Source organism: Kordia sp. (assembly GCF_050633145.1).
Classification (GTDB): Bacteria; Bacteroidota; Bacteroidia; order Flavobacteriales; family Flavobacteriaceae; genus Kordia.
Genome location: NZ_JBOEFY010000047.1, coordinates 31,075 through 57,095 on the forward strand (window position 1 = coordinate 31,075; position 26,021 = coordinate 57,095).

Here is a 26,021-nt window from a genome sequence, read left to right on the forward strand (position 1 = left end):
AAAGATTAGCATAATTATCTTATCTTTGCAGAAATTTAACAAAAGAATTAAAAAAAGTTATAAATAAATGGGAGCAGTGACTACTGATTTTGGAATCAAAGAAGCCTTAGCAACATTAGGTTTAAAAGATATCAATGAAGGAACTTCAACAGGTTCAAACAATTTTTCAAATGGAGAATTGATTGAATCGTATTCTCCAGTAGATGGGGAATTGATTGGAAAAGTAAAATCTTCAACAAAAGAAGATTATGAAAAAGTGATGGAAGCTGCTACTTCAGCTTTTAAAACTTGGAGAACAATGCCAGCGCCTCAACGTGGAGAAGTTGTGCGTCAGTTTGGAGAAAAATTAAGAGAGAAGAAAGAAGCTCTAGGTAAATTGGTTTCTTATGAAATGGGGAAATCATACCAAGAAGGTTTGGGAGAAGTACAAGAAATGATCGATATCTGTGATTTCGCAGTTGGATTATCTCGTCAACTTCACGGACTTACAATGCATTCTGAGCGTCCAGGACACAGAATGTACGAACAATATCATCCATTAGGAGTTGTTGGAATTATTTCTGCATTTAACTTTCCAGTAGCAGTTTGGGCTTGGAATACAGCTTTAGCTTGGATTTGTGGAGATGTTTGTGTGTGGAAACCATCTGAAAAAACACCAATGTGTGGTGTAGCTTGTCAAAATATAGCAGCTGAGGTTTTTGCTGAAAACAACTTACCAGAAGGAATTTGCTGTTTGGTAAACGGAGATTATAAAGTAGGAGAGTATCTTTCTAAAGACACTCGTATTCCTTTAGTTTCTGCAACAGGATCTACGCGTATGGGTAAAATCGTAGCGAAAGAAGTTGCAGGACGTTTAGGAAAGTCTTTATTAGAATTAGGAGGAAACAATGCAATTATTGTTACACCTGATGCAGATATTAAAATGACTGTAATCGGAGCTGTTTTTGGAGCAGTTGGAACAGCAGGACAACGTTGTACATCGACTCGTAGATTAATTATTCATGATTCTATTTACGATAAAGTAAAAGATGCTGTAGTTGCCGCTTACGGACAGTTACGTATTGGAAACCCACTAGATGAAAATAATCATGTTGGACCAGTGATCGATAAAGATGCTGTAAAAGGATATCAAGCTGCTTTAGAAAAAGTAGTTGCTGAAGGAGGAAACATCGTTGTAGAAGGTGGTGTTTTAGAAGGTGAAGGTTATGAAAGTGGATGTTACGTAAAGCCTGCAATTGCTGAAGCTGATAATTCTTTCGAAATCGTTCAGCATGAAACATTTGCACCAGTTTTATATTTATTAAAATATTCTGGTGATGTAACAAATGCATTAGAAGTTCAAAATGGTGTTGCACAAGGGTTATCTTCTGCAATTATGACAAATAACTTACGTGAAGCAGAAGCGTTCTTATCTGTACAAGGATCTGATTGTGGAATTGCAAACGTAAACATTGGAACGTCTGGAGCAGAAATCGGTGGTGCTTTCGGTGGAGAAAAAGATACAGGTGGTGGACGTGAGTCTGGATCTGATGCTTGGAAAGTATACATGCGTAGACAAACAAATACAATTAACTATACTACTGAATTGCCATTAGCGCAAGGAATTAAGTTTGATCTGTAAATTGCAGTTCATCTAAGATATTGAAAGCCACATCGATAGATGTGGCTTTTTTTGTTTATTCATCTAATTCGTTGATAGAAATTGTTGAGAATTTAATAATTTGAAGCAATATTTAACCATAAATAACGGATATATGAGTAAAAAAACATCTTACCTTTTAGGTATTTTGCTTACAATCATTATTGGAACTATATTGTATTGGTGGCTGTGTTGTCGCGATTGTACGAAGTGTGAAAATAAGAATTGTAAAAACAAAAAAGGCGATGAAAAAAACATCGTAAAAGAAGCTCCTAAAGTAAAAGAAGCTACGTTAAATTCTTTTAAAGTTAAGGATGGTAGTTTTGCATTGAATGCAGAAAATAACTTTAACTTCAAAGGTTCCGATTATCATCTTATGGAGCCTATTTCAGATGATCTTAAGAAAGCTATAGCAGGTTTACAAGCGTATTTAAAAGATAATCCATCTAAGAGAATCAAGGTCATTGGTCATTACACATCGAAGGAAAAAAATAATTCAGCATATCCAAACCTTGGATTGGCAAGAGCAAATGCAATTAAGAACTATATGATGTCACAAGGAGTCCCATCCAAAATTATTGACACATACGGAACGCTTAAAGATGACCTTACACCAAATGCAAATAATGTATTCTTTGGGCCTATCGATTATGAAATCAAAACGATTGCAGATGGTGATACTAGTGAAGCAGATGAATTGAAAATCTTGCGCGATAAGATTGTAGCAAACCCTTTAGTATTGCACTTTAAAACTGGACAAACATCAATTGTTCTTACAGCAGAGCAGCGTCAAAAAATTGCAGACATTTCCAAGTATTTAGACAAAGTAGATAATTCAAGTTGCTTGATTGTTGGACATACCGATAATACGGGAGACGCAGCTAAAAATATTGAATATGGACAAAAAAGAGCTGATTTTGCTAAAAAATACCTAATTGACAATGAAATTTCTAGTTCAAAAATTACAGCAATTTCAAAAGGACAAACTGAGCCAATTGCTGATAATGCAACGGAAGAAGGAAAAGCAAAAAATAGAAGAACGGTAGTAACATTAAAAGAAACAAATTAAAAATATAAAAATATGAATTGGTGTATATTAATCCCAGTATTGGTTGGACTTATCTGTGCAATTTTAGGCTATTTATTAGGAAGGCTTTTTGGTAACAATAATGAAGATGAAAGCGATAATGATTCTAGCGGAATTATTACTAAGTTAGAAACTGAATTAGCAGGATGTGAAACGCAAAATGATAAATATCTAATACGAATTGATGCATTGGAAGCTAAATTGGCAGCATGCGAAAAAAGTAAGATTACTTTGGAAGCTAGAGGTAATGATGATAACTTAAGTATATCTTCTTTTGCTGCTCCGGCTATTAGTGCAATACTTTTTGATGGAGCTGCAGCAAAGGCAGTTTTTGGAAAGAAAGTAAAAGAGAATGATTTAACGTTTGTAGAAGGAATTGGTCCAAAAATTAAAGACTTATTCCATAACCATGATGTAACGACTTGGAAAGCACTTTCTGAAACAAGTGTAGAAAGATGTCAAGAAATATTAAACACTGGAGGAGAACGCTATAAAGTGCATAATCCAGGGACTTGGCCGCGTCAAGCAAAGCTAGCTTACGAAGGTAAATGGCAAGAACTTTTAGATTGGCAAGATATCTTAGATGGAGGAAAAGAAGTATAATTTTAGATACTTAAAATTTCTATATAAAAAATCCGCTTTCTTATGAGAGCGGATTTTTTTATGTTTTTTATTGAAAGATGAATCACTTTTTTAGAACGTCTGATCGAGTAGAATCTCGAAGAGATTTTGTGTCGAAATCTGGCTTGTTTCAAATTCATTTCGAAAATATCTAAGAGCGTAGCGATCTAACAGCAAAGCGATCCAAAAGGCAAAGCCGATCTAAAAGCGAAGTGATCTAACATTAAAGCATTCCATTCGCTTCAACCCATTTGAATTTTGTAATATCTTCTGGAATTGTAACACGATCAGCAATACGTGCCATACGATCTGGTAATTTCATCACATAATCACGTGCTTTTTTGGCAGTATCTGTTAAATCGGTCAACTTATCAATCTCCCAATACGCATTCAATTTTCGCAAGATGTCAACATAATCATGTGTTGTATATACACCTATGCGTTGTGCGGCATTAGAAAAGTTTTCAAAAGCAGTTCCGATAGCTTCTCCAGATTCACGTACAAATTGTGCTGGCATGACAATTTTTTTACGCATCATATCTTCAAAAGCTAACATCATTTCACTTGGGTCGTACTCCAAAATTGTTTTTACAAATTCTCTATATGCTAAATGATGGCGCATTTCATCACCTGCAATGATATTGCACATTTTTCCAAGTAGTGTATTTCCTTTTTTCTTTGCTAGTTGTCCAACTCGCTTATGCGAAATATTGGTTGCTAACTCTTGAAAACTTGTGTAAACAAAGTTTCTATATGGATCATTTGCGGTTCCAATATCGAAACCATCGTTGATAATGTGTTGTGTTGTAATTTCTATTTCGCGCATGTTTACACGACCAGATAAGTACAAATATTTGTTTAAAACATCACCATGGCGATTTTCTTCTCCTGTCCAATGACGAACCCATTTTGCCCAACCATTGTCTCTACCGTTATTTCCATGTTGATTAATTCCTTCTACATCCATTAGCCACGATTCGTACGTTGGTAATGCTTCTTCAGTAATAGTATCGCCGACCAATACAACCCATAAGTCGTATCCTATTTCTTTTGCTTCTTCTCTAATTTGATGCACTTCATCAAAGAAAGTATCTTTTTGAGAATCTGGCAAAAAGTCAGTTGGTTGCCATATTTTTTCGGGGGGAATTAGATATTTGTCCATGTAGCCATCGATTTCTTTCTCAATGGTTTGCATGACTTCTAAACGAATATTTTTTATAGACATTATTGATGGTTTAATAATCTCGCAAAAGTACCACTAAATATCTACAAAAGCCGTTGTTTTCACACAATTAACATCTTGAATCGATTTTGAGATAATTCTCCTAACATCTTGTAATGATTGTTCTTTCACCAGTTTTCCATTTTTAAAAACTGTTGTAAGCAAACCTTCTTTTTCTTCAGTTAAAGTACATTCATCTTTCAATTTAATTTGACCATTTTCAGTATACAATTGTATCAACCCTTTTGCAGATTTTTTTGTACCATCATCCGTAATTGGATCTTTAAAAATAGCACGCCCTTCACCATTTACTTCCACATACGTAGCTTTCATTGCAAAACCAAATGTATCTCGCGTGTTGTATTGATAAGTAAAACTTCCAATTCCTAAGACAACATTGGTAGAAGCAAAGCCTTTTTCTTTTAAGCGTTCGCAAATTTGAGTAGCTCTATCAATTGTAATACTATCGCCATAAATAGCGCCAATTTTAGGATTTAGTACTTTGTATCCTTGCGAGTTTAGGCTTCCACCGAATTCGTCCCACAATAATTCAATAACACCTTTTGCAACGGTTGAATCTTCATGTTCACAACCACAAATAATATCTACAGGATTTCCAGAATCTGGGCGAATTACCAATTTCCCATCACGATTTAGAATTTCTTCTTTTAGTTGTGGTAAATATTCTGTGAGCACTTTCCATAAATCCCAGGTATCTGAAACTACGGAGAGAATTCCTGTTGGATAGGTTTCTAACAAGCGTCTAAACGTTTCTATTTCGTCGTCTTTACTTCCTGCACACATCACGCTGTGTTCGGTAGCATTTACACTTCCAATCACCAATTCTTTAGTGACATCAGTATTGTAATATTTTTCAAGGTTGATCGCAACGGGAAGCGTGTCACTTCCTGTAAAAGACAATGCATGTCCCATTCCGCTCAAAATAGAAGATTCTATTCCCGACATTCCACGCATGGAAAAATCGTGTCCTTGCCAGTTGATGAAGCCTAAGTTTTCCTCATCAGTTTCTTGCGCATATTTCGTTAAAATTGTTTTGTATTGTTTTGCAATGGTAGCCGAAGTACATGGCTGCCAAATAATGTTTGAAAGTAGTGTTTCTAAGTAGTTTGTAATCCAGAAAAACTCTGGAAGTGTATTTACTACGGTAAACATTGGGACACGAATTGGAACTTCTGTTCCTTCAGGTACCGCTTTAATTTCAATAGGTAAGTAGCCTAAATCGTGTAAATCTTCAATATGTGAAATATCGTAATCGACACCTAAATAATGATCGACGTATTTCTTGTACTCTGTAGCAACTTGCTCTTTTGGTTGATTGAAGAATTCGGTGTTGAATTGTTTGATGAGGTATTCTTTCATGAAGTATTGAAGTCCGAAAAAGACAACGCTGTTAATACCTTCAATTCTACTTTTTCGTGGTGTCCAATTCGAATACACTTTGGTTGTTCCTTGCGGATATTGTTCTTTGTGTCCGAGTTTGTAACCGTCTGTCAGCAATAATGGATTCATAGGAATATTATTTTGCGTTAATTATACGCAAATATAAAATGTTTTTTGGAATTGACAAGTGAATCTGTGTTTTATTCGTTGAAACTACAGAAGAAAGATATAGGTTTGTTGCTTATTGTGCAAGCTGTAAGGCTTTTTCTGCTTGCTTTATATGTCTTTCATTATGATAGATTAAAACTCTAAATGTATCACCTAATTTAAGCTTAATTAATTTTGAAATAGAAATTGCAGTTTTGGTTTTGTCAAGGTGTACATGTTTTGCTTTGTCCAACAATTCAATTATTTGATGTTGTTGATCGATGAATTTTTCAAGTGTCTCAATACTGAGTTTAGAGTTTAAAGGATTCATAGACTTGAATGTTTTCATTTTGTTTAAATCTTCACTATAAGAAACTGTTTTACTAAAATACTTTCCAAGCCAATTGCTTTTAAACACTTCAGCACTTTTATGTCTAGCAGTACTTATTTTAGTTGTGAGTTCTGGAATGTAAAAGTCGCCATATCTGTTTAAGTGCTCTATACATTCAAGTGCACTCCAGCTCTTTGAATCTTGTTTCCAATTTAGGTTTTCAATAGGTTGATTTTTTAAACTTTCGGCAGCATTTAAATTCGCTCGCGTAAGCTCTAATAGGTTTTGCAATAATTGTTGTGATGTAGATACCATTGTTTTTTATTGCAAATTTCAGAATACATTTCTTCAAAAAAATTGATTGAAATTAAGATTTTTTAATTCTGGATAGTGTTTCAGGTGTCATTCGTAAATACGAAGCGATATACTTGTTTGGTATTTCTTGAAACAACTGAGGACTCCTTTTTAAAACTCTAGTATACCTTTCCATTGGTGAAGATGTTAGAATATCACGCTCTCTTTCCATTTGTTGTAAAACGAAACTTTCTAAAATAGAAAGCCACAATTTCTTGTTTTCAGCTGATGAGGTAATGAAATTTGTATAGTTTTCTTTACTGATCACTTTTAAGGTCGTTTTTTTAAGCGCTTGAATATAAAGTTCAGACGGTTTTTCATTTAAAAATGAATCTAAAGCAGCGATTAAATTATTCTTATATCCAAATCTAATTGTATGTTCTTCGTATGCATCAACTACAAAAATGCGCAAGCTTCCACTTTTAACTAAATAGATATTGGTATCAATACTTCCCTTTACTTTTAAATATTCATTGCGCTTAAGCTTTATCTCTTTATCCCAGAGATTTTCACTGTGTATTCTATCAATTAATATTGAAATTGGATTCATAATGTCTTTTATCAAAGCTTGAATTCCGTAATATCTTCGTCAGTGTCAAAAATATGTGGATAATGCTCTTTTACATTTCTTTTCATGAAGGCTAACGGAACATCTTCAAAATGCCCATAATCGGCTGTGTATTCCATGAATAAACTTCCATTATCATTGTATTGCTGCAAAAAAGAATCGTTTTCTCCATCAAACTCTAAAGGAGTAACATTGAATTTTCTACATAATGAAGCATTGAAAGCAGGTGAAAGCTTCAACCATTTTTCATTTAAAAAAACATTGACCATTCCGTGTGGCGTGAGTTCGTTTGAACCAAATTTTTCTGTGAGTCGCTCTACAGCAATATGATTTTTAACTTTCCCCAAATGCAGTCGTGCGGGAATTTCTAAAGCTCTCAAACAAGCAATTAATAGAATTGATTTCTCAACACAATTTCCACTTGTTTTTTGAGCAATGACGCTTGCGCGAAAGTTCTCTTTTGAAAGACTAATGCTGTAAGGATCATATTTCCAATCGTCTCGAACTTTGTTATATACTGCAATCGCTTTTTCTTTGTTAGAGATTGAATTGTCTTTGCATGAAGCGATTAGTTTTTGAATGCTAGTATCTTCAAAATCGAAATAATATGTAGTGGTTAAGTACTTCATTTTCTACGAATGACACGCATTTTGTTTCTCCCTTTTTCGTCAGGATACAATTCTGGAAGTGGATCACTTTGCCAAAACTCTTTCGTATCAATATCTAAGATAGACAATTTACCCGTAAAAGCAGCCCCAGTATCCACATCCCATAAATTATGAGCTTTCATTGGTATATTGCAATTAAAGTTTAATGTTGGTGTATGCCCAACATAAATTTCTTTATAATGTCGAAATCGTCTTGGCGTATAGAGTGTATTACTTAATTTTTCTATACCAATCTTATCAGCTAATAGTGCAGATTCAATCAGTGTTCTATCAAAATAGAAATTCTTGTGATAATGTTCTTTTAAAACACCATGCATGGAGGTAAATCCTGCATGTAGAAACAGTCTATTTTGATCGTCAATATAATAGTTTTCTAAATTTTCATAGAATTCCAAATGCTGTTGCTTGTTATAGTTGACACGTTCATAACTTTCTAAAGTTTCTTTTCCGCCATGCATATACCAAACATCATGTACATGACCATCCATTAACCATTCATGACACCAAACATCATGATTTCCACGAATGAAAATACACTTTTGTTTGGTGTTTAGTTTTATAAGAAACTCAACTAATTCTGCAGATTCACTCCAACCATCTACATAATCGCCCATGAAAATTAAAGTGTCTTCTGTGGTTACGTTGGCGCGTTCAAGCACTTGTGTCAATGCTCTAAATCCTCCGTGAATGTCTCCTATAGCGAATGTTCTCATGTGTTTAAATTTTATCTAAAATACTATAAAAATTCACCAAAACATATCAATTTGTATTTGATAACTTATTGATAATGTTTTGTTCTAAAATTTTATAAAACTCACCTAGGAATTCATCACTTGTCATTCGGAATGGTACTGCTCTTTTTTTGTCTTTCATCAATTTAGTGATATTGTTATCTTCTAAATTTACATCCAATACATAGCCGCCGTATTGTAAGGTTTGCTTCACCAATGCTAAAGGCAATGATGTAGCACCAGAAGTTCCAATTACGACTAAAATACCTGTGTTTTTAGAAATTCGCATGGTAGAATCAACTTTGTACAAACGTTCGTTGTAATATTCATCAAACCATAAAATATTTGGACGTAATAGTGATCCGCATTTTGGACATTCTAATTTTTCCCAATCTTTATCTGTTAATTCTTGATCAACACGATCAATTTTGATGTCTTTTGGATAGAGATATACTGCTTTTGAACATTCTACAGAACAACGAACCGTACGCATGTTTCCATGAATTTCATATACTTTGTTTCCAGAACTTCCGCCACGTTGATGCAATCCATCAATATTTTGTGTGATGATGGAAAAATCTTCTGGAATTAATTTTTCAATATTCGCCAACAATGTATGCGAATCGTTTGGTTGTGCATTTTCAAACATTCCTTTGCGGAATAGGTTAAATTGCCAAACTTCATCTTGATGTTTGCTAAAGTATTTGAACGTTCCAAACTCTTCTGGTTTGTGAAATTTTGTTCCTTTTACCCAAATTCCGTCCGAACCTCTATACGTAGGAATTCCGCTTGCTGCAGACAATCCTGCGCCTGTTAAAAATGTGATTTTATTTCTTTTTTCTTTTTGAAAGTTCTCTTTCAATATTTCTTTTAAATTTTTCATGATTCCTCAATTTTCGGAATGTATTTGTACATAATGTCTGTTCGAAGTACGTATTTTGTTCCGCTTTTTAATAAAGCACCTTCATGGCGTAAACCGTGAAGAAATAATAGAGCACTTCCTTTTTTAGGGCGAATCGTAGTTCCAGAATGGAATACAGTTTCTCCACCTACAAAATCATCGTTCAAATAGATCAAAAAACTATATTGACTCGCTTCCGTGTCATTTCGTCTATAGCTTCCATCTCTATGCATTTTGAATCGATGTCCTTCTTCATATTTATAAAATCGAAGCATTTCGTTTAAACCAAAAGCATGACTGTATCCTATTTGCGCAGGAGCATATTCTTTGATTTTGTTCCAGAGAATTTCTGCATGTACTTCATCTTTGTACATAACACGCAAGTTGTTGCGCACGTTAGTCATTAAGACTTGTCTTCCTCGCAAGTTTACTTTAGCTTCTTTATATTTCCTTTTCTCACTCTTGGCAATCAACTCATCACATTCCTCATGCGATAAAAAGTTGTCAATAACGTATATGTGATCTTCTAGTTTTTTCATGACTTCTGTTTTTTGAATTGTACACTGAGCGGAGTAGAAGTGTGCAATTAGAATTCTATAAACTCCGCTGGAACTTTTTCCGTAAGCCAAACACCATTTTCTGATTGGTAAAACGCGTGATTTTGTGCATGCATTTCGCCGCTTCTTACTGTTAGAATGATTGGTTTTCCGCGTCTACTTCCAACATTAATTGCGGTTTCTTTATCGGCGCTCAAATGCACATGTTGTCTCGTTCCTTTGATCAATCCTTTTTCTTGAATGGATGTGATAAATTTTTCAACCGTTCCATGATATAGATAGTTCGGAGGTTCTTTTGATTGTATGCCCAAATCTATATTGACAGAATGCCCTTGACTTGCTCTAATCATCGTTTTGTCTTCATTGAAAGCAAAACGTTTTTTATTGTTCGTAGCCACCACATCTTCTAATTCCTCCATAGAAAGCGAATATGGTTCTACGTTTATTTTTTCAAGTAAAACAGCGACTGAAGTCCAGCCATTTTCATCGAGTGTAATTCCTAGTTTATCAGGATTATGTCTAAGTACATAACTTAGAAATTTGCTTATGCTTTTATTTTTTTTACTCATTGTAATTCCATTTATTTTGCAACAGCGTTTCGGCAATTTCATCAATGAATGAATCGGCAACTAGTTTTGATTTTTCATTGTTCTTTAACGTATGCCATTTTATACCATTCGCTGCTGTCATTTGTTTTGCCCAATTGAGACTTTCTGCATCTTCGGGACTTCCTATTATAAAATGTTTTCCTTTTGGATCTTTTAAATATTCTTGTAAAAAGTATCCAAATTCCCAACGACTTGTGGGACCAATATTGGCAGGAAACACTTCCGATTTTTCTTTGTTCCAATACGTTGGTAGCCAAAAGGCGGTAATGTCGCAAAGTTTTAAGTATTGCAATTCCCAAGGAATTTGCTGATTTCGAACTTTCTCCAATTCACTTTTAGGATTTGGATTGTTTATTTCTGACCAATTTCCTGTGATTGGTTCTGGAGAAACAACTATCATACTTGGGTCTAATCGTGAATCATTTACCAATTTATCTACGATAACACGTCTCCATCCTGTTGTCATTTCTCCACTTGGTGGCGTTGGACCAGCCAAAAACACACCCAATTTTGAAAATACCGTATCGTGACTTCTAGAAAATAACGATCTTATAGCTTCATGCTTCATATTAACTGCAATTTTCGCTGTAATTCCTCGCCTTCTGGTAAAAAAGGACGTTCTGCAGGAATCATCAATTTGTCTAGTTGATTCGATTTTACAAACTCATATTGTTCCGCCACAAATGCAGAGATATCTTCTATTTTTAAAACATCTTCTTTAGCATAACTGCGGATAAATTCATTTCTGATTCCAATCTGAATTGCGCGTCGTTCTAATTTTGCACCATACGGATCATGATCTGGATCCCATTGCAATCGTACATTAGAAGATTTTACAGATTCTTTCCATGTTTCTTGCGATTCGTACAATTCAGGTTTGAATGAAGAATGTACTGCGTTTTCCAAGTATTTTTGAAAAGCTTCACGTTTCAAGTGAATTGCCAAAACGACTTCTTGTCCAACTTTCTTTCCCCAACCATTTCGGTACATCATCCAAAGAAAATTTGGTTTAATCCATGTCATGCGTTCCAAGCTAAATGGTCCGCCAAAAAATTGATTTCTTGTAGCAAAATTCCCGATTGCTGGACGATACGACTGATATACGATTACTTTTTCATCATCGTATTGTGCCATGATGTGATGTCCGTTTTGTGGCCATTCATTATTTTGAGTTGTATAGTTTTGTATGTTTAATTTCATGTTTTCTAATTTTTTTGATAAAACTCACTGTTACGCCAGTTTTCTACCTTGTTTTTCCAGTCTGCTGGAATGTTCTCCTCTTTCGTATTCATGATGGTAATTGCACCAACAATTGCACAAATCGTATCTCTATCGCCTAAAGCGGAAACTGCTCTCCAAATGGCTTCTTGGAAATCTGTTTGATGATGCGCGGCAATCCAAATTGAAATTGGAACTGTGTCTTGTGCAATCATTTTTACACCATTTCCTAAGATTGACACTACGGTTCTTATATCGTAATTTGGTAAAACCGTTATTGATTTTTTGATCTTAGAAGTTGTGTCACAATCAGGCAATTGAGCAACTACTTTTTTGATGAATTCGTTTGGTTCAAGCGTTTTATTCTCAATTTGTAATTGCGTATTGATCGCTGTAGCAATTGCAACTGCCATTGCACCAACACATCCTTCTTCATTTGCATGCGTAATTTCAGATGATAGAAAAGCTTGTGTTGTTACTTTCTTTAAATCATCATAAAAATACGCTCCGATTAAACCAGCACGCATGGCACCGCCATTTCCCATAGAACCCATTCCGCTAAAAGCTGCTTTTGAAACTTCTTTCCAATGTTCTCCAGCTTCAATTGCACGCATGATTCTGTGCATGGCAGGTCCGTAACCTCGATTAAAATCTAAATGATAGTTTCTAGCAAACGCTTTCGCAATAAAATCCTGATTGATTTCACCAAACATTTCCAATGATGTATAGATTGCAATTGCCATTACCGTATCATCTGTGAATTCCCAAGTCGTTTGTGGAATCTCACGAAAGTGAATAGCATTGTAAACAGCGTCTTCTGGACCAAAGAAACTTTCGCCAAAAGCGTCACCAATACTATTGCCAAGCAATGATTTTTGTGCTAATTGTAATCTATGTGTGTTCATGATTATCCAAAATCGTAGACATACGTATCGATGTCGTTTGTTAATACTGTTTTTTCAATAATAGGTTCCACTTTATTCCAAGTTCCGCCAGCTAATCCACAACCAATTCTAGGCATGTGAATACTAGCGTTTAATTCTTTTGCTTTTTCAGCTACTTTCTCCAAACATTGTTCAACAGCATTGTAGCGAATTGGAACTCCGTTACTTCCCGTTTTCATTCCTTGTTGTGCAATCATATTGATTACATATACATATTCTGATACTTGAACGATTTGAATATTTCCTAGTTCAAAATCATTTTTTGCTCTGTTTCTGTGCCAGATTCTATAGGCTTCTTCTGGAGCTTTCCAACGTTTTGAAATCGCTAAGACAAACCCTTTTCCCCATCCGCCTAGATTATTACATATGTGAACAATTATTTTTGTTCCTTTTGCTTGCGGACTTGTAGCATCACCTTTTAGGTATGTTATTGATTTCATGATTCAAATTCTTGTCTAAATGGCGCAATGTATCTTTCATTATTCGCGTAAATCGCGAACACCACTTTTTTAAATTGATTTTTAAAGCTTGTTTCTAAAACTTCTTTGAAAAGTTTTGCAATAACTGCTGGATCATTTCGAAAAACACCACAACCCCAAGCGCCGAGAATTAAGGTGTCATTTCCGTGTGCTACAGAAACTGCCAATACTTTTTCAATTCTTCTACGCATGATGTCTGGAATTTGAGAAACCATACGTTTTTCAGTTTTTTTGACTGCGCCATAGTTTGCCGCTGCTGCCGTAACTACAGAAGCTAATACTGGCTTCTCCAATAATTCTCCAGCATCATTTCTGAAAAAAGGAACGTTTGGACTGAAAATGATATCATCGGTATAGAGATTCGTTTTTAGTGCTCTGTGCTTTTCGTAAAATCCGAAGTTTTCCTTCTGACATAGATATAAACTAGAAGCTGCTGCGAGGCTTTCTTCCTGTGCTAATGATCCATTTAAGAATCCACCGCCAGGATTTTTCGCGGAAGCAAAGTTTAAACACATCACACTTCCTTCATCATGCAATCGTAAAATGGCAGCTAATGAGGTTTCATCAGTAACTTCAAATACAGTTTCGTGTGTTCCTTCAACTTTCGTGTTTGCTACAATTTTATCTAATTGCTCACTTTCATAATAGATAGATTTTTGTTTCGCTTCTATTTGCTCGTAGCCAAAATCTATTTTTTTATCATCCATCATATAAAACCCATTATGTAATATAATTAGGGTTTCTTCTGCGAGTATTTTTCTTTGTGCTCTGTTCATTTTAATTGATTGGCTCTTGCGCCAAAATATTTTTGACAGCTTTTCCAACAGGAATCCGATGTACGGGAATTTTTATGTTGTAGTGCTGTATGTGTTTTTTAATTTCTTTGTCTATTTCATGTTGATCGTATCGCGATGAAAAATGTCCTAAGATCAGTTTGTCTATCTTGATATTTGCAACCATTTTAAATACTTCATCTAAAGAACTGTGTTTGTTTTTGAATGCTTTTGTATTTGTTTCGTCTTTGGTTAAAAATGTCGCTTCATGAATGAGAATTTCGCTGTTGTCATAGCGCTTGTAATCTTCAATTGGCGTATCTCCCGAATATGATAAAATGTTTCTTTTGATTTCATTTGTTAGGAAATGATCTCCATGTTCTTTTTTGATTTGGATCAATTCGTCTTTGTGTAAATTCACAAACTCCGATTTGAGCTTTCGTTTGGTTTCAAATACTTTAAAACTTAAACTTTTCAATAAACCAGGTTGTACTACATGACCATTTTCGATTGCTTCTACTTGAATGGTATTTTTTGTAGCTATGATTGATTTGTCTTCTATTTCTTGCCAATTCGTTCCTTTGTTATGCGGATCAAATTTGGTAAAGAAATCGTTTAGAAACGGAAATGAACCTGAATCTTTCGGATAGTAAATCGTTGGTTTTAAACCTGCAAATAATTGATTGAATTGCATTAAACCTGTCAAATGATCTCTATCGGCATGTGAGATAAATGCATGTTTTATCTTTCCTGCTTTTCCTAATAAATTTGAACAAACGCCATCGCCTGCGTCAAATAGAATTCCTAATTCTTCTATATAATACCAAGTTGCATATAATGCAGTTGAGTATCCGTGTATGGTGAGTTTCATTATTTCTAAATTTTGAATGCTAAGTTTTAAATTTTAAATTATTTTCTAATCTAAATTTGTCACATCGAGTGGAGTCGAGATACTATATTCAAGCATTTTTTTTCAATTGATCTCGAACTTCCATTAAGGCAAAACCTAGTAGATTTTGTCCCCTCCATAAATTCGGATTCGCAGCTTTTTCATTGTTTTCGCTCATTCCAATTCCCCAAATTCGGTCTCTGGGACTGGCTTCTACAAGAATTCTATTTTTGGTGTCTAATAGAAATTGTTTTAAATGTTCGTGTTGTGAAAATTTATGATAATTTCCTTTAACGACAATGTTAAACTTGTGTTCATTCCAAATAACAGGATCAAAGTTTTTAACTTGTCTTCCTAATTTCTTAGCGTCATGTGGATGATTTACAGTTAATATTTCTTTTCGAATTTCCATATCGTTAAAAATACGTGCTTTTTCTGCCATCATCCAATGTTCGGCAGTTTTGTAAACTTCGTTGTTTACGGTAAATTCAACTTCCCACCATTGACTAAAACAGCTTTTTGTGACACTTCCATCTTTAGAAGGTTGATGTCCCCAAAAAAAGAGGAATTTCAACGTTTCTTGTTCGTTGAAGCGTTGTTGTATATGTTGTAATGTATGTTTCATGTCTTTTTATTTTAAATTCTAAATGTTGAATTTTAAATAATACTTTCGTGGAAACGATCAATTAGGTTGTGAATGTCGTCATAACGTGCTAATTGAAATTTCCATGTTTCTGGAATGGCCTTAAAACCATAATAGATTCCTGCCAATCCGCCAGCAATTGCGGCAGTTGTATCTGTGTCTTCTCCTAAGTTGACTGCTTTTAAAACGCAATCTTCATACGAATCAGTAGTTAAAAAACACCACAAAGATGCTTCTAAGGAATTGACAACATAACCACTTCCGCGAATACGTTCAGGATCTCTTTTAGCAATGTCTTGTTGTAAAACTTCATGGTAAAAACCAACTTCCTTTTCATTAAAATCTTGTGTTTTTATAAAAGTATTTACAAGTTCTTTTACTTTTACATACGCTTGAAATTTCTCAGTTCCATTCAATAATAGCAAACAATACTCAACATAAATAAAGCATGCTAAAACTGATCTGAAATGTGCATGTGTCATTGAAGAAATTTCTTTGATGATTTGATAACGTTCTTCAATATTTTCTTCATTTTTTAAGAAATAGACCAATGGGAGAATTCGCATAAGCGAGCCATTTCCATTAGAATATTCATCCATTCCGCCACAAATTTCGGGTGTATGTCCTTGTTCTAATCTATAAATTGCTTGTCGTGTAGTGATTCCGATATCGAAAACACTTCCGTGTGGAGACCAATATGCACGATCAAACCAAGCAACAAATTTTCGTGCAATGATCTTTGTATTGTATCCAGAAAGTAAACCTTCCATTAAGCAAAACGTAAGTGAACTGTCATCTGACCAAGTTCCTAATGGTTGATTGTGTGTTCCATGACCAATCATGTCGGTAGCAGGAAAACGTTCCATTCGGTCTTTACTTAAAAACTCATACGGAACGCCCAAAGCATCACCTGTAGCAACTCCAAATATTCCTCCTTGTAAGCGTTCTAATAAGTTCATAATCTTTTTATTTTAAATGTTAAATTCTAAATGTTGAATTTTAAATTGTTTCTTACTCATAACTCATAACTCAACACTCTATAACTTTATTTGCACTACTTTTTTTGATTTCACATCTCTAAATGAGTTTGTGGTGAAAATTGTTTTATATATACTTTCTAATTGTTCAAATCCTTTGTTAAATATTCCGTGACTTACGATTAAATGTAAATCGCCAGCATTTTTTTCTTGCAATGCTTTTCCGAGTCCTAAAAATGTACCGCCGCCATCGCAAATATCATCTATTACAACCCCTGTTTTGCCTTTTAAATCATCTGAATAGACTGTGAATCCAGATAATTCACCTGTTTTTACATCTCGTTTTTTAGAACATTCTATCACTTCAATTCCTCCTAAATATGCTGATAATTTGTATATCTTTTTCAACGCACCACCATCGGGAGAAATCAATACGATTTCATCTTTTATGGTTGCTAAACATTGTTTTACATATTCATGATTGTCAATTACTTCGACATTGTTTAATAACGCTGGTGTGACTTCTGAATGCGGATCGAAAACAGTGACTTTTTCATAATTTTGACTGTTAATGATATCTGCATATACCTTTACACTTAACGGTTCCCCTGAAACCATGACACGATCTTGACGTGCTGCTGGAACATACGGAATGAACAGGTTAATTTCTTTTACGTTCATTCTTCGTAATGCATCTGTTGCTAATAGAATAAATCCTATATCATTGAAAGAAGTAATGCGTTGCGTAATGATAACAGCATCTTTTACAGCTTCCTTGATCTTGATATGTGGCTCACCTCCTGAAAATGTAAATGTTTCAAAGTCAATTGATTTTCCAAAAGGAGTAAAGTCCGTATCTAAATGTAAATAGTTCATATTAGCGTTATTTGTACGCAAATATAAAACGCTTTTTTCGTTCTGCAAATTATTTTGTGTAAAAATTACATTAATAAGCTTTTTGATAGCAATATTTAATGGTTGAAAAGCTTGAAAAAACGCTTCGTTTTTCGTATCTTTTTATCTTTGAAAAATAGCTATATGAGTGAAGAAAATAAGTATTGTAAAGCCAGTATTCGGCCAATAGAAAACATTGTTGAACATATTAGAATGCGACCTGCAATGTATATTGGTCGTGTTGATGAAACTGGTAATTTGAGAATTATTTCTTTTTTATTTGAATACTTGACAAGTCATATAGAATGGACTAAAACGAATTTTTTATATCTAAAAAATAACACATTTCAAGTTGTTTTCGATAGTGTTTTAAATTTTGAGTTAATTCCAGAAAATATAAATTCATTAGCTTATGAAATGTGTACGTTGCCGGCTTTGTCAGAAACATGTTTGATTCAATCGAATGGAAAGGAACTTATGTATGAAAAAGGCGAGTTGATTTCCGAGAAAGAAATAACAAAAGTAAATGAGTTAGTTATTAGGTTTAAACTTGATACAACGATTTTGAGTAGTAAAAGACTGCCAAAACATTTATTGTTCAATTTCTTTAAACGATATGCTTTTTTGTATCCTGAAAAAGAAATTAATGTGTTTGAAAATGAGCAAACTATTGCTAGTTTTTCATCAAAAGGATTACTAGATTGGTTTGAAATGAAGAGTTTTGAATCGAGACTTTTAATGAAACCTTTCCAAGTTTCTATTGAAGATGCATCAATTGATTTGAAAGCTGAGATTATATTTTCGATTCATGATGCTGAAGAAAACTTTACAACAATTACATTGCCAAGAGCTGATGTTATTAGAGAGAATGGAACACATTCTAAAGGTTTTTTGAAAGGTTTGAATACTGTAATTGATAAGATTCTTGGAGAAACTACACGCAAATTTGAATTTACTGAATATAGAAATTTAGTAGGCGTTTTTAAGTTGTCATATCCAAATATAGAGTTTTACGGTCCTACACGAAATGAAGTCGGAAGTGAAGAATTGGTAGAAGTTTTTGAGAAAGGAACTCAAGAAGCATTGTTAGCAAATAGTAGTTTTAGGAAAACTATTTTGGAGTTATTTGGTTCATAGGTTGTTGGTTTCGCGTGAAGGATAGAGGCATTTGTTGGAGCTCCTCGAAGAGAGCGACTGCCGAGAGTCTGACCGTTTTCGGGCACGCCATTAGCACAATTTAAGAGCTACTATTGATGTCGAAAGGTAAAATTTTGAGACCACTTAAATCGATGGAAAAGAAAAAATATAGGTAGATATATATGTAAGTCAGGAAAATAAATGGAATTAAACTATGTACTAGCCAAAGATATTTTTTTCTTTTAAAAATTAGTACTGATGTTACAAGCGATATGAAACCGATAACTGCAAGAATACAATGATTGAGTAAGGTGAAAAATAGAAGCTCATATTTTAAAAAGAACAGACAATAGACGACGAGCACGCCAAGATTGATGATGGAAATATATTTTAGTTTTCTGTTTGATAGACCCATGCATTAAAAGTAAGGAAAATACACTTACTTAATATCAAATAAGAAACCTTCTTTCTGCAATTTGAAGTATTGTTTTTTGTTGAACTTGAACAAATTGGCTGGTCTTCCGCGGCCTTCTGAGACTTTTTCATCGAGTTCTTCCAAAATTTCAAAACTCATGATTTTTTTACGAAAGTTTCTACGATCAATTTTCTTTTCTAGAATTGTCATGTAGAGTTTTTCCAAGTCGGAGAATAGAAATTTGGTTGAAAGTAAATCAAAACCAATTGGTTCGTAGGTGAGTTTGTTGCGCAAACGTGTTTTGGCTTTTTCTAAAATTACATCATGATCAAAAGAAAGTTCGGGCAATTCACTGATTGGAAACCAAGCAACATCTTGCGCATCTGTATCGGCTTTTATTTCGTGATGAGATGGTTTTACCAACGCAAAATAGGCAACAGAAATGACACGATTTCGCGGATCGCGACCAGGTTTTCCAAACGAATATAGTTGCTCTAAATAGTCAATAGTTACGTTTGTTTCTTCCTGTAATTCACGTTCTACGGCGGTTTCTAAGCTTTCATGCTCTAAAACTAATCCGCCAGGCAATGCCCATGAACCTTGAAATGGCGCGACTTTTCTTTTGATAAGAAGCACGTTCAATTGATGGTCTTTGTACCCAAATACTACGGCGTCAACTGCTACACGAATGTTTTGCATCATGAGACAAAAATACAAATTACCGTGAATTGGCTATAACTTATTTGTAAAAGCCTTTTTAAACTTTTCTTTTTGTTGGCATAAAACTAACTATATTTAATCTTCCTCAAAATTCGAATGGTAGCTTTATACAATTCGTAAATATCTCGATCATACGATTTTAAAAGTGGTTTTGCTTGGTCTAATTTGTCTTTTGCTTGATGAAAACCATTCAAATAACAAATCATATAGGTTGCTGGAAGATTGCGTAAATCGTGATCTTCACTTTCATTGATCGGACTATTTTTTTGTAGTTTTTCTAAGATAGCATTGTTGCTATTGTAAATATGATGCAACATTTTTTTGTCAAAATAAGGCACTTCAAAAATTAAATTGCTTTCCAATTTATACATTCCGTTGGGTTGAAACGTAATAGTTACTTTTTCAAGCGGATAGTATTTATTCTTGTTTTGAAGTCCAAGCGGAACGTATTCTGTAATCGTAAAAACATCCTCTGTATATGTAATTTCAACCTGATCTAACGCAGAATAAAATAACTTTACTTGCTCGTTAATGAGTTCAATATCAACACGCGAATAGAACGTTTTGTTACCTTGTTTTTGTTTGATTCCAGCCCAACAAACAATAAATTGTTCTTTAAAGACTTGGTAATGTGATTCTAAATTTTTGTGTTCGTTTGTGATAAAATTAATCACGCTATCTAAGGTAAGTTTGATATTGTTTTGTGCGTTTTTTTCAATTGTTTTTACAATTTCAGAATTCACATCTTTAATCTCAATATCAAATACTTTGGGCATGGAAATGCTGCCGTCACGTAGAAAAACAGAGCCACCATAATATTTCCAAATGTTCTTTTTGAGTGAAGTGATTTTATCAATGGCGCGAATGGTAACCAAACCAACTACCTTTCCTTTGGGTAAATGCGGAAAGTATATATTTTCGTATTGCACAATTGGCGGATTTGCTAAATAGGCATTGACTAAATTCTGAATTTTACTATCATCAAAAAAGTCAACACCAACAATTTTATTGTCTTCATCTTCTACACCAATAACGATAAATGAATTGTTTTTTGGATTGCTGTTAGAGAGAGCGCAAATATGTTTGAGGAACTTTGCTTTTCCTTCCTTTTCACCAATATTCAACTTTCGCTTTTTATCATAAAAACTATTCTCATCGTTGTGAGCGAGTAAGTTTTTAATCAAAAGGCGTTTATTAATCATACTAAGGTGAGTTCTTTTTGAATATTTTCTCTAGCGATGGTTTCCCATAAATTATGATACTTTTCTGTGTAATAAATTCGTGGACGTTCTAGAAAATGCTGCAATACTTTCTTTCTTCCTTTTTTATACATGAAATCTGGAAACATGGAATATTCCTTGCGAATGTTTTGAGTATATGTATGATAACTTTTCCAAGTAGTTCCTAAAATTGCCAAATCCCAGTCCAAAAGATAGGCATTATCTTGATTTTGAGCATTTAGGATTTCGTGTTTTTTTGTGGAAATGATCAAATTTGCGCAATTTTCTATCTTTTTTGAGTCAATTTGAAGCTTTTTTAGTCGTTTTTGGGCGAATTCAGCACTTTTCAATTCATTGTTACTTTTGGTTGCATTGTAGATAATATCGTGATACCATATAGCAAATTGTAATGTGTCAGAATCATTCAAATCAACCTGATCGTTTGAAGCCAATTGAAGCATGTATTTTATATGATTCAAGTTGTGGTAATGCCGTTTTTTAGTCGTGTAATTTTGATTGATTTCTTTCCAAAGTTGATTCAATAACAATTCATCATCGGTATATTTCGATGTTAAAATTAACCATGATTGATACAACTCGTTTTCCATTATGATTTTTTCAGAATCGTATTTGAAGCTTGTGCAGTACACATCACCATTAAATCAGCAACATTTACATGTGCTGGTCGCGACACAATAAAATAAGCAATCTCGGCAATGTCTTGCGGTGTTAATGGTTGATACCCTTGATATACTTTTTCAGCACGTTCGGTATCTCCTTTAAAACGAACGTCGCTAAACTCTGTTTCTACCAATCCTGGATTAATAGCGCCAACGCGAATTCCGTGTGCGTGTAAATCCATTCGCATTCCTTGGTTTAGTGCGTCAACTGCATGTTTACTGGCACAATACACATTTCCGTTCGGATACACTTCTTTTCCAGCCGAAGATCCAATATTTAAAATATGACCAGATTTTTGTTCCACCATTTGTGGAATAATGGCTTTGCTCACATATAATAATCCTTTAACGTTGATGTCAATCATCGCGTCCCAATCGTCCACACTTCCATTCTGAATAGAATCCTTGCCATGTGCATTTCCAGCATTATTAATCAAAATATCGATGGTTTGAAAATTCTCAGGTAAGGAAGCAACTGCTGCTGCTACTTTTTCATTATTGCGAACATCAAAATTTAGTGTGTGAGTTTCTGTGAGTGAATTCAGTTCTGTTTGCAATTCGTCCAAGCGTTCTTGTCTACGTCCGCAAAGAATCAATCGTATATTATGTTTTGCAAATTCGCGTGCAATCTCGCGTCCAATTCCGCTTGTGGTACCTGTAATAAAAGCTGTTTTTTTCATCTATGTAACAGTTCCTGTACAAACAGGAATCTCTTTAAATTAAACTAAAAATTCTCAATACTAATCTCTAAAACCTCACTACTGCAAAGCTACGGAACTTTATGCCCTTGACTTTCTACCAAAAGCGTAAACCAATCTTCTAACGATAAATCAATTTCTGTTGCTTTTGCAGCATTTGTAATACGTTCTGGCGTTGTTGTTCCAATCACAGGATGTACGTTGGATGGATGTTTTAAAATCCAAGCCAAAACCAATTGATCTTTGGTTGCATTGTACTTTTCTGTAAGATTGTCTAACACGTTATGAATTCTTGAAGTTTGCTCATTTTGTTCTCTAAACACACTTCCCAAAGGTTGCCAAGCCATTGGTAAAATAGAATTTGTAATCATATAATCGAGTGTTCCATCATGCATGGCGTCAAAATCGGTCAATGAAAACTGAATCTGATTGGCAGAAATATCATTTTTAGTACCGATCATTGTCATTTGTGATGGCGTAAAGTTTGAAACACCAAAATTTTTGATTTTCCCTTGTGCTGTCAACTGATCTATTGCTTTGGCAACTTCATCAGGATGCATTAACGGACTTGGTCTGTGCAACAATAACAAGTCTAAATATTCGGTTTGTAAATGTTGCAAAGAAGTTTCAGCAGACCAAATAATATATTCTGCAGAATAATCATAATGTTTAATTGTATTTTGACGATTTTCTGCTTGATATTGAATGCCACATTTTGAAATAATTTCTATACTTTCACGATGTATTCCGCTTTGCGCGAATGCTTTTCCAAAATCGGCTTCCGTAGTATAACCTCCATAAATATCTGCATGATCAAAAGTAGTTACTCCAGCATTTTTACAATGATGCATCAAATCAATCATTTGGGAAGTATTGAGTTGTTTTCCCCAAATTCCCCAAGTCATGGTTCCTGCTATAATTCTTGAATAATTTGTATTCACAGTTTAAAAAAGTTTACTGTAAAAGTACATATAATTAATAGTATTGAGGAAGTCGAAGTATTGAGATTTTTTTATATTCCTTTGAAACGTCTTTGCGAAAGTTTTAAAAAACGTGTGGCAATCTGTTTCTTATTAGTAGATTGCTTCGTCGTGCTTTCTTGGAATGAAGTTTCAAACATAACCACCAAAATACCAAGAGCGAAGTAATCTAAGAAGCGAAGCTGAAATAAAAGCTAATCGTATCTAAAAACCTAAGAAGTCTAAAATAAAAACCTAAAAATAAAACTATAAAGAAGTACTAATAATTCTATAAAATACAATTCAAAAAAAGATGATATAATCGGTGAGCGAAGCAACCGTAAGGCTTTAAGTTATTAACAAACAAATGAGATCGTTAGTGATACATCATACTTTTGAGTTTTAAAGGCTTCAATATATAAATATCCTAAATATTTTAACCAATTATTAACAGCAATAAACGAATAATTTTGACAATTTGCATTGTTAAAAAGTGATTAGTAAATTCACGCCTCAAAAAAAGTACCTAAATGGAAGATACAATAGATATTAGAGCTATTAACGAAAAGATTGAAAAAGAAAGTGCCTTTATCGATTTGCTTACGATGGAAATAAACAAAGTAATCGTTGGACAAAAGCACATGGTAGAACGTTTATTAATTGGTTTGTTAGGAAAAGGACACATCCTTTTAGAAGGTGTTCCAGGATTGGCAAAAACCCTAGCAATTAATACGTTGAGTAAAGCAGTACAAGGAAGTTTTAGTAGAATTCAGTTTACACCGGATTTACTTCCAGCCGATGTTGTGGGAACTATGATCTACAACATGAAAGAGAATGATTTTTCTATTAGAAAAGGACCCATTTTTGCAAACTTTGTCTTGGCAGATGAGATTAACCGTGCGCCAGCCAAAGTGCAATCGGCATTACTTGAAGCAATGCAGGAAAAACAAGTGACTATTGGTGATGAAACATTTGTTTTAGACAAACCCTTCTTAGTAATGGCTACACAAAACCCTGTAGAGCAGGAAGGAACATATCCGTTGCCAGAAGCTCAGGTTGACCGTTTTATGTTGAAAGTTGTGATTGATTATCCAAAAATGGATGAAGAACAATTGATCATGCGTGCAAACTTAAAAGGAAGCTTTGAAACTGTAAATCCAGTCGTTTCTGTAGCACAAATCTTAAAAGCCCAAGAAGCGGTGAAAGATGTCTACATGGATGAAAAGATTGAAAAATATATTTTGGATATCATCTTTGCTACACGTTATCCAGAAAAATACAAACTAGAAGACTTAAAACCATTAATCAGTTTTGGAGCGTCACCTCGTGGAAGTATCAACTTAGCAAATGCGGCTAAATGTTATGCATTCATCAAACGAAGAGGTTACGTAATCCCTGAAGATGTACGTGCAGTAGTACACGATGTATTGCGTCACAGAATCGGAATTACCTATGAAGCAGAAGCTGAAAACATTACTTCCGAAGAAATCATCAACAAAATTGTAAACGAAATTGAAGTACCATAAATGAGTTGTGGATTATTAGTATTGAGTATTGAGATGTTTCTTAAATACAATGCTAGTAATTTGACAAACTGACTGGAAACTGTTTACCGTTCACTGTATACCAAACACTGAACATTGCATACTGAAAATAATGGATACAAAAGAGTTACTTAAAAAAGTACGAAAAATAGAGATTAAAACGCGCCGATTGAGCGATCATATTTTTGGAGGAGAATATCATTCTACCTTCAAAGGTCGTGGAATGACGTTTAGTGAAGTGCGTCAGTATCAATTTGGTGACGATGTACGAAATATTGATTGGAATGTAACTGCGCGTTACAATGAACCATACATTAAAGTATTTGAAGAAGAACGCGAATTGACCATGATGTTAATGGTAGATATTTCTGGATCTGAACTTTTTGGAACGAACACTCAATTTAAAAACGAAACCATCACAGAAATTTCAGCAACGCTCGCTTTCTCGGCAATGCAAAACAATGATAAAGTCGGATTGATTTTATTTTCAGATGACATCGAATTGTTTATTCCACCGAAAAAAGGAAAATCGCATGTATTGCGCATTATTCGCGAACTGTTAGAATTCAAACCAAAAAGCACACAAACAGACGTTTCGCAAGCATTAAAATTCTTATCTAGCGTAATGAAGAAAAAAGCAATTGTCTTTATTCTTTCAGATTTTATTGCAGATGAATACGAACAAACCTTAAAAATTGCAGCCAAAAAGCACGACTTAACAGGAATTCGTATTTATGATGAACGCGAAGAAACAATTCCAAACTTAGGAATTGTACAAATGCTCGATAGCGAAACAGGTGAATCCATGTTGGTAAATACAGGTTCAAAAACAGTCAGAACCAATTACACAAAATATTACAAAGGCAAAGTAAAATACTTTCAAGAATTATTTTCTAGAAGTGGCGCAGGTACTATTAGTGCAAGCGTAGATGAAAGCTATGTAAAAAAACTACTTGGCTATTTTAAAAGAAGAGGCTAAGCAACTATGAATAACGA

The 26,021-nt window shown here is 34.2% G+C and carries 29 protein-coding genes; 6 read left to right on the top strand and 23 right to left on the bottom strand.

The window, feature by feature from the left end; all coding sequences use genetic code 11:
- The first annotated feature begins 67 nt into the window (after nt 1–67).
- The 3 genes from amaB to ACRBBL_RS20405 all read left to right on the top strand — a co-directional run bounded on the left by amaB (nt 68) and on the right by ACRBBL_RS20405 (nt 3,329).
- Nucleotides 68–1,621, top strand: a complete 1,554-nt coding sequence (amaB, locus tag ACRBBL_RS20395) for an L-piperidine-6-carboxylate dehydrogenase (protein WP_431370934.1) — start codon at nt 68–70, stop codon at nt 1,619–1,621.
- 133 nt (nt 1,622–1,754) lie between these two features.
- Nucleotides 1,755–2,708: an OmpA family protein gene (locus ACRBBL_RS20400; RefSeq protein ID WP_431370935.1), complete on the top strand. Its 954-nt coding sequence runs from the start codon at nt 1,755–1,757 to the stop codon at nt 2,706–2,708.
- A 12-nt stretch (nt 2,709–2,720) separates the two neighbouring features.
- Nucleotides 2,721–3,329, top strand: coding sequence for a hypothetical protein (locus ACRBBL_RS20405; protein ID WP_431370936.1), 609 nt, complete (start codon nt 2,721–2,723; stop codon nt 3,327–3,329).
- Nucleotides 3,330–3,570: 241 nt separating this feature from the next.
- Here ACRBBL_RS20405 and ACRBBL_RS20410 read toward each other — a convergent pair whose 3' ends face one another.
- The 18 genes from ACRBBL_RS20410 to prs all read right to left on the bottom strand — a co-directional run bounded on the left by ACRBBL_RS20410 (nt 3,571) and on the right by prs (nt 17,634).
- A complete protein-coding gene (locus ACRBBL_RS20410; RefSeq protein WP_431370937.1) occupies nt 3,571–4,572 on the bottom strand; it encodes an acyl-ACP desaturase in 1,002 nt (333 codons plus the stop codon).
- A gap of 33 nt (nt 4,573–4,605) precedes the next feature.
- Entirely contained in the window at nt 4,606–6,099 is a 1,494-nt protein-coding gene (locus ACRBBL_RS20415; RefSeq protein ID WP_431370938.1) for a nicotinate phosphoribosyltransferase, read from the bottom strand.
- 112 nt (nt 6,100–6,211) lie between these two features.
- A complete protein-coding gene (locus ACRBBL_RS20420; protein WP_431370939.1) occupies nt 6,212–6,763 on the bottom strand; it encodes a DinB family protein in 552 nt (183 codons plus the stop codon).
- Between the two features lie 52 nt (nt 6,764–6,815).
- Nucleotides 6,816–7,352 (bottom strand): Crp/Fnr family transcriptional regulator, encoded by a 537-nt coding sequence (locus tag ACRBBL_RS20425; protein ID WP_431370940.1) that lies wholly within the window; start codon nt 7,350–7,352, stop codon nt 6,816–6,818.
- An 11-nt stretch (nt 7,353–7,363) separates the two neighbouring features.
- The gene (locus ACRBBL_RS20430) at nt 7,364–7,999 is read right to left on the bottom strand and encodes a transglutaminase-like domain-containing protein (protein WP_431370941.1); all 636 of its coding nucleotides are present in this window, start codon (nt 7,997–7,999) and stop codon (nt 7,364–7,366) included.
- Nucleotides 7,996–8,751, bottom strand: a complete 756-nt coding sequence (locus ACRBBL_RS20435; protein ID WP_431370942.1) for a metallophosphoesterase — start codon at nt 8,749–8,751, stop codon at nt 7,996–7,998. The genes ACRBBL_RS20430 and ACRBBL_RS20435 overlap by 4 nt, the downstream gene beginning before the upstream one ends.
- 46 nt (nt 8,752–8,797) lie before the next feature.
- Nucleotides 8,798–9,652 (bottom strand): SIR2 family NAD-dependent protein deacylase, encoded by an 855-nt coding sequence (locus ACRBBL_RS20440; RefSeq protein WP_431370943.1) that lies wholly within the window; start codon nt 9,650–9,652, stop codon nt 8,798–8,800.
- The gene (locus ACRBBL_RS20445) at nt 9,649–10,209 is read right to left on the bottom strand and encodes a prolyl hydroxylase family protein (RefSeq protein WP_431370944.1); all 561 of its coding nucleotides are present in this window, start codon (nt 10,207–10,209) and stop codon (nt 9,649–9,651) included. Before ACRBBL_RS20445 ends, ACRBBL_RS20440 begins: the two co-directional genes overlap by 4 nt.
- Before the next feature lie 47 nt (nt 10,210–10,256).
- Entirely contained in the window at nt 10,257–10,796 is a 540-nt protein-coding gene (locus ACRBBL_RS20450) for an RNA 2'-phosphotransferase (RefSeq protein WP_431370945.1), read from the bottom strand.
- Entirely contained in the window at nt 10,789–11,403 is a 615-nt protein-coding gene (locus tag ACRBBL_RS20455) for a nucleoside 2-deoxyribosyltransferase domain-containing protein (RefSeq protein ID WP_431370946.1), read from the bottom strand. Before ACRBBL_RS20455 ends, ACRBBL_RS20450 begins: the two co-directional genes overlap by 8 nt.
- Nucleotides 11,400–12,035, bottom strand: coding sequence for a DUF4291 domain-containing protein (locus ACRBBL_RS20460; protein ID WP_431370947.1), 636 nt, complete (start codon nt 12,033–12,035; stop codon nt 11,400–11,402). The genes ACRBBL_RS20455 and ACRBBL_RS20460 overlap by 4 nt, the downstream gene beginning before the upstream one ends.
- 5 nt (nt 12,036–12,040) lie before the next feature.
- Nucleotides 12,041–12,958, bottom strand: coding sequence for an ADP-ribosylglycohydrolase family protein (locus ACRBBL_RS20465; protein WP_431370948.1), 918 nt, complete (start codon nt 12,956–12,958; stop codon nt 12,041–12,043).
- Nucleotides 12,959–12,960: 2 nt separating this feature from the next.
- The gene (locus tag ACRBBL_RS20470) at nt 12,961–13,437 is read right to left on the bottom strand and encodes a macro domain-containing protein (protein ID WP_431370949.1); all 477 of its coding nucleotides are present in this window, start codon (nt 13,435–13,437) and stop codon (nt 12,961–12,963) included.
- Nucleotides 13,434–14,252: a TIGR02452 family protein gene (locus ACRBBL_RS20475; protein ID WP_431370950.1), complete on the bottom strand. Its 819-nt coding sequence runs from the start codon at nt 14,250–14,252 to the stop codon at nt 13,434–13,436. The genes ACRBBL_RS20470 and ACRBBL_RS20475 overlap by 4 nt, the downstream gene beginning before the upstream one ends.
- A gap of 1 nt (nt 14,253) precedes the next feature.
- Nucleotides 14,254–15,120, bottom strand: coding sequence for an MBL fold metallo-hydrolase (locus tag ACRBBL_RS20480; RefSeq protein WP_431370951.1), 867 nt, complete (start codon nt 15,118–15,120; stop codon nt 14,254–14,256).
- An 88-nt stretch (nt 15,121–15,208) separates the two neighbouring features.
- Nucleotides 15,209–15,763 carry an NADAR family protein gene (locus ACRBBL_RS20485; RefSeq protein WP_431370952.1) on the bottom strand — a complete coding sequence of 185 codons (555 nt, stop codon included), beginning with the start codon at nt 15,761–15,763 and terminating at the stop codon, nt 15,209–15,211.
- A 32-nt stretch (nt 15,764–15,795) separates the two neighbouring features.
- Nucleotides 15,796–16,740, bottom strand: a complete 945-nt coding sequence (locus ACRBBL_RS20490) for an ADP-ribosylglycohydrolase family protein (protein ID WP_431370953.1) — start codon at nt 16,738–16,740, stop codon at nt 15,796–15,798.
- Nucleotides 16,741–16,818: 78 nt separating this feature from the next.
- Nucleotides 16,819–17,634 (bottom strand): ribose-phosphate diphosphokinase, encoded by an 816-nt coding sequence (prs, locus tag ACRBBL_RS20495; protein ID WP_431370954.1) that lies wholly within the window; start codon nt 17,632–17,634, stop codon nt 16,819–16,821.
- 162 nt (nt 17,635–17,796) lie between these two features.
- On the opposite strand from prs, the gene ACRBBL_RS20500 reads away from it, so the two are divergent.
- Nucleotides 17,797–18,789: a hypothetical protein gene (locus ACRBBL_RS20500; RefSeq protein ID WP_431370955.1), complete on the top strand. Its 993-nt coding sequence runs from the start codon at nt 17,797–17,799 to the stop codon at nt 18,787–18,789.
- A 439-nt stretch (nt 18,790–19,228) separates the two neighbouring features.
- Here the strand turns inward: ACRBBL_RS20500 and ACRBBL_RS20505 are convergent, their stop codons facing one another.
- From ACRBBL_RS20505 to ACRBBL_RS20525, 5 genes are all read right to left on the bottom strand, one after another.
- Nucleotides 19,229–19,903, bottom strand: a complete 675-nt coding sequence (locus tag ACRBBL_RS20505; protein WP_431370977.1) for an NUDIX domain-containing protein — start codon at nt 19,901–19,903, stop codon at nt 19,229–19,231.
- 86 nt (nt 19,904–19,989) lie between these two features.
- Nucleotides 19,990–21,126, bottom strand: coding sequence for an ATP-binding protein (locus tag ACRBBL_RS20510; RefSeq protein ID WP_431370956.1), 1,137 nt, complete (start codon nt 21,124–21,126; stop codon nt 19,990–19,992).
- Nucleotides 21,123–21,752, bottom strand: coding sequence for an HD domain-containing protein (locus tag ACRBBL_RS20515; protein WP_431370957.1), 630 nt, complete (start codon nt 21,750–21,752; stop codon nt 21,123–21,125). The genes ACRBBL_RS20510 and ACRBBL_RS20515 overlap by 4 nt, the downstream gene beginning before the upstream one ends.
- A complete protein-coding gene (locus ACRBBL_RS20520; RefSeq protein ID WP_431370958.1) occupies nt 21,752–22,504 on the bottom strand; it encodes an SDR family NAD(P)-dependent oxidoreductase in 753 nt (250 codons plus the stop codon). The genes ACRBBL_RS20515 and ACRBBL_RS20520 overlap by 1 nt, the downstream gene beginning before the upstream one ends.
- Before the next feature lie 89 nt (nt 22,505–22,593).
- A complete protein-coding gene (locus ACRBBL_RS20525) occupies nt 22,594–23,463 on the bottom strand; it encodes an aldo/keto reductase (protein ID WP_431370959.1) in 870 nt (289 codons plus the stop codon).
- A 548-nt stretch (nt 23,464–24,011) separates the two neighbouring features.
- Here ACRBBL_RS20525 and ACRBBL_RS20530 point away from each other — a divergent pair.
- Together ACRBBL_RS20530 and ACRBBL_RS20535 are read left to right on the top strand one after the other, a co-directional pair.
- Nucleotides 24,012–25,007, top strand: a complete 996-nt coding sequence (locus tag ACRBBL_RS20530) for an AAA family ATPase (protein ID WP_431370960.1) — start codon at nt 24,012–24,014, stop codon at nt 25,005–25,007.
- A 130-nt stretch (nt 25,008–25,137) separates the two neighbouring features.
- Complete coding sequence (locus ACRBBL_RS20535) at nt 25,138–26,004, top strand: DUF58 domain-containing protein (RefSeq protein ID WP_431370961.1); 867 nt, start codon at nt 25,138–25,140, stop codon at nt 26,002–26,004.
- Nucleotides 26,005–26,021 lie beyond the last annotated feature (17 nt).